Source organism: Streptomyces sp. CNQ085 (genome assembly GCF_022614595.1).
GTDB lineage: Bacteria > Actinomycetota > Actinomycetes > Streptomycetales > Streptomycetaceae > Streptomyces.
Genome location: NZ_JAJFAU010000014.1, coordinates 1 through 8,039, shown reverse-complemented (window position 1 = coordinate 8,039; position 8,039 = coordinate 1). Strand labels below are relative to the sequence as shown.

Annotated in this window: 6 protein-coding genes and 1 pseudogene; 2 read left to right on the top strand and 5 right to left on the bottom strand. The window is 74.7% G+C overall.

Going from position 1 to position 8,039, the window contains the following annotated elements; all coding sequences use genetic code 11:
• Nucleotides 1–252: 252 nt before the first annotated feature.
• From LJ221_RS04740 to LJ221_RS04720, 5 genes and pseudogenes are all read right to left on the bottom strand, one after another.
• Nucleotides 253–1,131, bottom strand: a complete 879-nt coding sequence (locus LJ221_RS04740; protein ID WP_241713985.1) for a biotin-dependent carboxyltransferase family protein — start codon at nucleotides 1,129–1,131, stop codon at nucleotides 253–255.
• On the bottom strand, nucleotides 1,128–1,751 hold the full coding sequence (locus LJ221_RS04735; protein ID WP_241713983.1) for an allophanate hydrolase subunit 1: 624 nt from the start codon (nucleotides 1,749–1,751) through the stop codon (nucleotides 1,128–1,130). Before LJ221_RS04735 ends, LJ221_RS04740 begins: the two co-directional genes overlap by 4 nt.
• On the bottom strand, nucleotides 1,748–2,503 hold the full coding sequence (locus LJ221_RS04730) for a LamB/YcsF family protein (protein WP_241714050.1): 756 nt from the start codon (nucleotides 2,501–2,503) through the stop codon (nucleotides 1,748–1,750). The genes LJ221_RS04735 and LJ221_RS04730 overlap by 4 nt, the downstream gene beginning before the upstream one ends.
• 108 nt (nucleotides 2,504–2,611) lie before the next feature.
• Nucleotides 2,612–2,932 (bottom strand): hypothetical protein, encoded by a 321-nt coding sequence (locus LJ221_RS04725; protein WP_241713981.1) that lies wholly within the window; start codon nucleotides 2,930–2,932, stop codon nucleotides 2,612–2,614.
• Nucleotides 2,933–3,039: 107 nt separating this feature from the next.
• Nucleotides 3,040–3,322 (bottom strand): annotated as a pseudogene (locus LJ221_RS04720) (YfcE family phosphodiesterase); the annotation flags it as partial.
• A gap of 197 nt (nucleotides 3,323–3,519) precedes the next feature.
• On the opposite strand from LJ221_RS04720, the gene LJ221_RS04715 reads away from it, so the two are divergent.
• Nucleotides 3,520–4,521 carry a Gfo/Idh/MocA family protein gene (locus tag LJ221_RS04715; protein ID WP_241713980.1) on the top strand — a complete coding sequence of 334 codons (1,002 nt, stop codon included), beginning with the start codon at nucleotides 3,520–3,522 and terminating at the stop codon, nucleotides 4,519–4,521.
• Nucleotides 4,522–4,799: 278 nt separating this feature from the next.
• The gene (locus LJ221_RS04710; RefSeq protein WP_241713978.1) at nucleotides 4,800–7,985 is read left to right on the top strand and encodes a glycoside hydrolase family 3 N-terminal domain-containing protein; all 3,186 of its coding nucleotides are present in this window, start codon (nucleotides 4,800–4,802) and stop codon (nucleotides 7,983–7,985) included.
• Nucleotides 7,986–8,039: the final 54 nt, after the last annotated feature.

The following is an 8,039-nucleotide window of genomic DNA, read 5'->3' as shown; positions in this document are numbered from 1 at the left end:
CCCCCCCCCCCCCCCCCCCCCCCCCCCCCCCCCCCCCCCGCGGCCGGAGCACCGGCAAGGCGGGGGAGCGGGAGCTGGGGCAGCTCCCGGCCGGCCTGACGGCCGTCCGCGACGGAGACTTCGGCGGGATCGCCACGGTCTTCAACGGCATGGTGGACCAGCTGTCGCTGTTCACCTCCGAGGAGACCCGCGTCTCCCGCGAGGTCGGCAGCGAAGGGCGCCCGGGCGGCCAGGCCCAGGCGCCCGGCGCGCTCAGCGCCGCAGCGGGACGAAACGCACCCGGAGCCCCGGCACTGCCTGCGCCGCCCCCGCCAGCGCCTCCCGCGGCACCACGCCGACCACCGGATAACCCCCCGTGGTCGGATGGTCGGCGAGGAAGACGATCGGCTCGCCGCCCGGCGGCACCTGCACCGCACCCGCCACCATGCCCTCGCTGGGCAGCTCGCCCCGCACCGACCGTTCCAGGGCGGGCCCCTCGGTCCGCAGCCCGACGCGGTTGCTCTCGGCGGACACCCGGTAGACCCCTCGGGCCAGCGCGCGCAGCGCGGCCGGGGTGAACCAGTCCTCACGCGGCCCGGGCACCAGGGGCAGCACCAGCTCGCCCGACGGCGGTCCCGGAGCGGCGGAGGCCACCGCGTCGGCCCAGGGCACGGGCCCCGGCGCCGGTCCCACCGGCAGCCGCGCCCCCGCCGACAGCGGCGCCGGACCGAGCCCGGACAGCAGATCGGTGGACCGGCTGCCGAGCACCGGCCCGACACCGACGCCGCCGGCCACGGCCAGATAACTGCGCACCCCGGCCCGCGCGGCGCCGACCTCCAGCACCGCCCCGCCCGGCACCCGCACCGCCGCTCCCCACGGCGCCGGACGGCCGCCGATCCGCACCGGGCACGGAGCACCGGTCACCGCTGCCACCACGGCGCGGTCCGGGCGCACCGCGCACCCGGTGAGGGTGGTCTCCAGCGTCGCGGCCCCGGGCGCGTTGCCCACCAGACGGTTGGCGAGCCGGTGGGCGGGGGAGTCCAGCGCCCCCGAACGCGGTACTCCCAGATGCGCCAGGCCCACCCGGCCCAGGTCCTGCACGGTGGTCAGCGCCCCCGGCCGCAGGACCTCCAGCACACCTCCGCCCGTCACGGCATCGCCTCGAACCGCACCCGGGTGCCCGGGGCCAGCAGCGCGGCAGGCTCCCGGCACACGTCCCACAGCACCGCGTCCGTCCGGCCGATCAGCTGCCAGCCGCCGGGCGAGGTACGCGGGTACACCCCCGTGTACGCACCGGCCAGCCCCACCGAGCCCGGCGGCACCGAGGTGCGCGGGACGGCGCGGCGGGGCACGCCCAACTCCCCCGGCAGCCCGGTGAGATAGCCGAATCCGGGGGCGAACCCGCAGAAGGCGACCCGGAACTCGGTACCCGTGTGGACGGCGACCGCCTCCTCCTCGTCCACCCCCCACAGTGCCGCCACCTCGGCCAGATCCGGTCCGTCGTAGCGCACCGGCAGCACCACCGCGGCGGTGCCCGCCGGGGCGGCGCCGGGGAACTCCCTGCCCCGCAGCCACCTCGTCAGCGCCCCCGGGTCCTCCAGACCGTCCAGCAGGACGGTGGCCGCCGCCGGCACGATCTCCTCCACCCCGGGCAGCTCGCCGGTCGCCCGCAGTCGCGCCAGCTCGGCGTGGAGGGCCTGGGCCCGCTCCGCGCTGCCCACCTCCAGCAGCAGGGCGCGCCTGCCCACGGGCAGCACCCTCGTCACCCTCACGGCACGAACGCCTCGATCCGCACCCCGGCCTCCGCGAGGGCCTGCCGCACCCGCCGGGCGAGCGCGACGGCGCCCGGAGTGTCGCCGTGCACGCACAGCGACCTGGCTCCGGCGGCCACCTCCACGCCGGCTCCGGCGGCCACACTCCCGCGCAGCGCGATGCCCAGCGCCTGGGAGACCACGGCGTCCGGCTCGTGGATCACCGCTCCCGGCTCCCGCCGGGACACCAGTGTGCCCCGCGTGGTGTAGCCGCGGTCGGCGAACGCCTCGGCGACCGCGGGCAGCCCGGCCTCCTCGGCCGCCATGAGCAGCAGCGACCCGGGCAGCCCCAGCACGGGCAGTCTCCCGCCCGCCAGCAGCGCCCCGGACACCACCGCCCGCGCCTGGCCCTCGTCGTGCACCGCGCGGTTGTAGAGCGCGCCGTGCGGTTTGACGTACGCCACCCGCGCCCCGGCGGACTCGGCGAACACCCGCAGGGCGCCGATCTGGTAAGCGACCTCGTCGGCCAGCTCGTCCTCGGGGACCTCCATCGGCCGCCGCCCGAAGCCGGCCAGGTCGCGGTAGGCGACCTGGGCGCCGATCACCACCCCCCGCTCGGCCGCCTGCGCGCACACCCGGCGCATGGTGGAGGGGTCCCCGGCGTGGAAGCCGCACGCGATGTTGGCGCTGCTGACGACCGAGAGCAGCGCCTCGTCGTGGGTGAGTTCCCACCGTCCGAAGCCCTCGCCCAGGTCGGCGTTGAGATCGATCACCGGGGCCGCGCCCTCCACCGGAGCCGCCGCCCCTTTCTCCCCCTCGTCCCGCTGTGTCATGCGACGAGGGTAGTCCGGGGAGGCGGGCGGGGCGTGTCCACGAGTCCGTCAGCGCCGGCGGCGCGTCTCCGGGAGCTCCACCTCCCCGCCGGCCCGCCCGTACCTCCGTGCCACCGCGCCCAGGTGGTGGAGGACGAGCAGCAGCAGGCCGACATCGTCCAGGTACACCGGATCCGGGAGCAGGTCGAGGGGGAAGACCGTGTAGACCAGCGCCACCCAGAAGGCGGCCCTGGCGCTCACGGGGACGTCCGCGCCCCGCAGGAGCAGATAGGTGCGCACCAGCCTGACCAGCAGAACGGCCGCGACGGCCAGCGTCGCGACGGCGAGCACCGCGCCGACGGCGATCAGTACGGCCTGCCAGGTCTCCAACGGAGTTCCTCCCGCGGGGATGGACGGTGGAGTGAGGATCGCCCCGGAGCCCGGTTTCAAACGTGGGCGCGCGGACCCGGGGTGCGGACCCGGCGCGCGCCGGGTGCTCAGCCGCGCGGCGGCAGCCGGTGCGGCCCGACCGCCTCCAGCCGCCCCGCCTCCACCACCGCCGTCATGTGGGTGCGGTACGGCTGGGAGCCCCGGTCGGCGGGTGAGCCGGGGGTGAGCAGCCGCAGCGATCCGCTGTCGGCCATGGTGGCGGTGGTGTCCCAGGGGGATGCGGCTGCGGCCGAAAACAGGACGTCCAGATCGCCGAAGCGCTCGGCGCACCGCTTCTCCCGTCCCCCGCTTCGCACCCGTCTCGTGGACGACGCCCGGACGCAGCCCGCCCGGCCCGGTGGCCCGCTCCCCGCCGGACCGCGTACACCATACGGACGGCCCGTCCGCGCGCCCGCCGTTGGGCGTACCGCTGTCCGTCGTAAGCCGTTCGCCGGGCCTTGCGGGCGCCGGTCCGAGCCGCTTGCACCCTGGATTAGGGTGACCACCGACACGCCCGCGCCGTATCCGACCCGCACCCGGGGGAGCACATGACACGCACTGACGACACGATCAGATGGGGCATCCTCGCGACCGGCGGCATAGCGGGAGCCTTCGCCCGCGACCTCGTGACCCTGCCCGGCGGCGAGCTCCTCGCGGTCGGCTCGCGTTCGCCGGAGTCCGCCCGCCGCTTCGCCGGCGAGCACGGCGCTCCGCGCGCGTACGGCAGCTGGGCCGCGCTGGCCGCGGACCCGGACGTGGACGTGGTCTACGTCGCCACGCCCCACTCGGCGCACCTGGAGGCCGCCACCGTCTGCCTGGAGGCGGGCAAGGCGGTGTTGTGCGAGAAGCCGCTCACCCTCAACCTCGCCCAGGCCCGGGAGATGGTCGCGCTGGCGCGCCGCAGGGGCGTCTTTCTGATGGAGGCCATGTGGACCTACTGCAACCCGGTGGTGCGCCGCATGCTCGAACTCGTCGCGGACGGCGCGATCGGCGAGGTGCGCTCGGTCCACGCCGACTTCGGCATCGTCGCTCCCTCGGACGCCTCGCACCGCCTGCGCGACCCCCGGCTGGGCGGCGGCGCCCTGCTGGACCTGGGCGTCTACCCGGTCTCCTTCGCCCACCTCGTCCTGGGCGAGCCCTCCTCCGTCGCCGCCTGGGCCCATCTGACGCCCGAGGGCGTGGACGAGACCACCGGCGTCCTGCTGGGCTACGACAGCGGTGCCGTCGCCACCCTCTCCTGCTCCATCGCCTCCGCGAGCCCCACCGTGGCGGCCGTCAGCGGCACCAGGGGACGCATCGAGCTGCCGCACGGCTTCTTCGCGCCGGAGTCCTTCGTCCTGCACCGCGAGGGGCGCGAGGCCGAGGAGGTCCGGGTGCCGCGGGCCGGGGGCGGCACCGGCTACGGGCCCGAGGCGGCCGAGGTGATGCGCTGCCTGCGGGAGAAGGAGACGGAGTCCCCGCTGGTGCCGCTGGACGGGACGCTCGCGGTGATGGCGACGCTGGACGCCGTCCGCGAGCGCGTCGGGGTCCGCTACCCGGGCGGCGACTGACCGTTCGCCGGGCATCCGGTGTGCGAAGGCGTGGCCGGGGCCCGCCGGGGCGGTTGCGAACGCCCTGCGGGCCCCTCATCTGCCACGATTCCGAGAGCGCTCTCATTCTCCGGTCGCCGGGGGTACCGGGAGGGCTTCCACCTCCAAAAGGTTCACGAATCAAGGGTATTGACGCCCCATCCGGTCGCGTACAGGATCAGCGCCGTGCGCATGACAGTGCACCTGTGCCTTCTTGCGTTCAAGTGCTGAAGACGTCGACCGCGTCCGAGGGAGCCGCCATGGGACAGCCACCGCACACAGCAACGGGACCCGGGGGAGGCGGCCTGCGAAGGCGGCGCCGGAGAACGGCCGCCGCGACCCTCGGCGCCCTCCTCGCCCTCCTCGCCTCAGGTCTGACCCCCGCCGCGTCGGCCGCCGCACAGGACCGCGTCCTGGACGACTTCGACGGCGCCGTGCCCGGCCCGATCGGCACCTACGGCAGCACCCCCGGGGACACCCCCCGGCTCAGCCAGGTCGCCGCCGAGGCCCGTCCCGGCGCCAACGCCTTCAACCGCGCCATGCGCGTGGAGTACGACATCACCGCCTGGGGCGGCTTCGACCACGCCCTGACCGGCGCCGAGGACTGGAGCGGTCATGAGGGCTTCTCCTTCTGGGTGAAGGGCACCGGCAGCGGGGAGCGCGTCCAGTTCGAGGTCAAGGACGGCGGCCCGAACGCCGGTCAGGCCGAGCTGTGGGCCGGCTACTTCACCGACGACACCGACGGCTGGAAGCAGGTCCGCACCCCCTTCGAGGACTTCGTCCGGCGCCCCGACTACCAGCCCGCCGGCGCCCCGGACGACGGCGTGCTGGACCTGACCCGGATGTGGGGCTACGCCGTCAACCTGCCCACCGCCTCCGGCGCCCTGGAGTTCGACCAGGTCGAGCTGTACGGCGTGGGCGGGGTGCGGGCCCGCGTCGCCACCGACCGGCCCGTCCACACCGTCGAGCACGGCGGCACCGCCACCGTGGAGGTGTCCGTGGGCACCACCGGCGGCGTACCGCTGGCCGAGCCCGTCACCGTCGCCTACGCCACCGGCGAGGGCACCGCGGAGCCCGGCGAGGACTACACCCCGGTCGGGGGCACCCTCACCTTCCCGGCCGGCACCCCCTCCGGCACGGCGAAGACCTTCACCGTCGACACCGAGCGCAGCGCGGAGCCCGCCACCGCCAAGACCATCCCCATCACCCTCTCCGCCGACGGCGCACGCGCCCCCGACGATCCGCCCACCGTCGTCATCAACGCGCACGGCCTGCCGTACCAGAACCCCCGGCTCCCGGTGGGCAAGCGGGTGAAGGACCTGCTCTCCCGGATGACGGTGGACGAGAAGATCGGCCAGATGACCCAGGCCGAACGCGGCGCCCTGGAGGCCCAGGACGACATCGCCTCCTACGAACTGGGCTCGCTGCTGTCCGGCGGCGGCTCCAACCCCGCACCCAACACCCCCGGGGCCTGGGCCGACATGGTCGACGGTTTCCAGCTGCGGGCTCAGCAGACCCGGCTGCAGATCCCGCTGATCTACGGCGTCGACGCCGTCCACGGCCACAACAACGTCGTCGGCGCCACCGTCTTCCCGCACAACACCGGCCTCGGAGCCGCCCGCGACCCGGAGCTGGTGGAGGACACCGCCCACGTCACCGCCAAGGAGGTCCGCGCCACCGGCGTCCCCTGGAACTTCAGCCCCTGCCTGTGCGTCAGCCGCGACGAGCGCTGGGGCCGGGCGTACGAGGCGTTCGGCGAGGACCCGGCGCTGGTCACGCGACTGGCCACGGCGGTCGAGGGCTACCAGGGCCGCGCCGACGGCCGGGACCTGAAGGACGCCGACCGGGTGCTGGCCACCGCCAAGCACTACGTCGGCGACGGCGGCACCGAGTTCGGCTCCTCCACCACCGGCACCTACACCATCGACCAGGGCGTCACGAGGACGACGCGCAAGGAGCTGGAGACCGTCCACATCGCCCCCTTCGTGGAGGCGGTCGACGAGGGAGTCGGCACCGTCATGCCGTCCTTCTCCAGCGTCGACTTCCTCGGCGACGACCAGGGTCCGGTCAGGATGCACGCCCACGCCGACCTGATCACGGACGTCCTCAAGGGCGACCTCGGCTTCGACGGGTTCGTCATCAGCGACTGGCAGGCCATCGACCAGATCCCCGGCGACTACGCCTCCGACGTGCGGACCTCGATCAACGCCGGACTCGACATGATCATGGTCCCGTACGACTACAAGGGCTTCACCTCCACCCTGCGCGAGCAGGTCGACTCCGGCGCCGTGCCCATGGCGCGGATCGACGACGCGGTCACCCGCATCCTCACCAAGAAGTTCCAGCTCGGCCTGTTCGAGAAGCCCTACGCCGACCGCACCCACCTGGACACCGTCGGCTCCGCCGCCCACCGCGAGCTGGCCCGCCGGGCCGCCGCCGACTCCCAGGTGCTGCTGAAGAACGACAAGAACCTGCTGCCGCTGAGCGGCGACGAGAAGCTCTACGTCGCCGGCTCCAACGCCGACGACATCGGCAACCAGGCCGGCGGCTGGACCATCTCCTGGCAGGGCTCCTCCGGCGACATCACCGAGGGCACCACGATTCTGGAGGGAATCCGCCAGGCCGCCCCGGACGCCTCCGTCACCTTCAGCGAGGACGCCTCCGCGCCCACCGACGGGCACAGCACGGGCATCGTGGTGGTCGGCGAGACCCCGTACGCCGAGGGCGTCGGCGATGTCGGCAACGGGCACGACCTGGAGCTGTCCGAGGCCGACAGGAAGGCGGTCGACACCGTCTGCGGCGCCATGGACTGCGCGGTGCTGATCGTCTCCGGACGCCCGCAGATCATCACTGACCGACTCGGCGACATCGACGCCCTGGTGGCCTCCTGGCTGCCGGGCACCGAAGGCGCCGGTGTGGCCGACACCCTCTTCGGTGAGCGGCCCTTCACCGGCCGCCTGCCGGTGAGCTGGCCGCGCTCGGCCGCCCAGGTTCCGGTCAACGTCGGCGACGCCTCCTACGACCCGCTCTACCCGTACGGCTGGGGTCTGCGCACCGACGGCGCCCGCGACCGGCTGGAGGACGTCCGCGAAGAGCTGCGGGACCGCCGCGACATCGCCTCCCGCGTCGCGGCCGTCCACGTCCGCCTCGCCCTCAAGAACCGGTACTGGAAGTCCGACGGCACGGTCCGCGGCGCGGACGCGGTCCTGAAGCACCTGACCCGGGCCGCCGCCCCGCTGGAGAAGTCGAGGGTCGACTCCTACCTCCAGGCGGACCAACTCGCCTCGGTCGCCCGGGACATCGCCCAGGACACCCTGCTGAAGACCGGTGACGGCGCTCCGGAGCACGCGGTGTCCCGCACCGCGGACGCCGACCACGCCCTGGCCTCCGGCGACTACGCCATGGCGATCCGCCACCTGGCCGAGGCCCACCGGCTGGCCCGCTGACCGCCCACCCACCCGAGCCGGTCCGCCGGGCGCACCGTTGGGAACGGTGCGCCC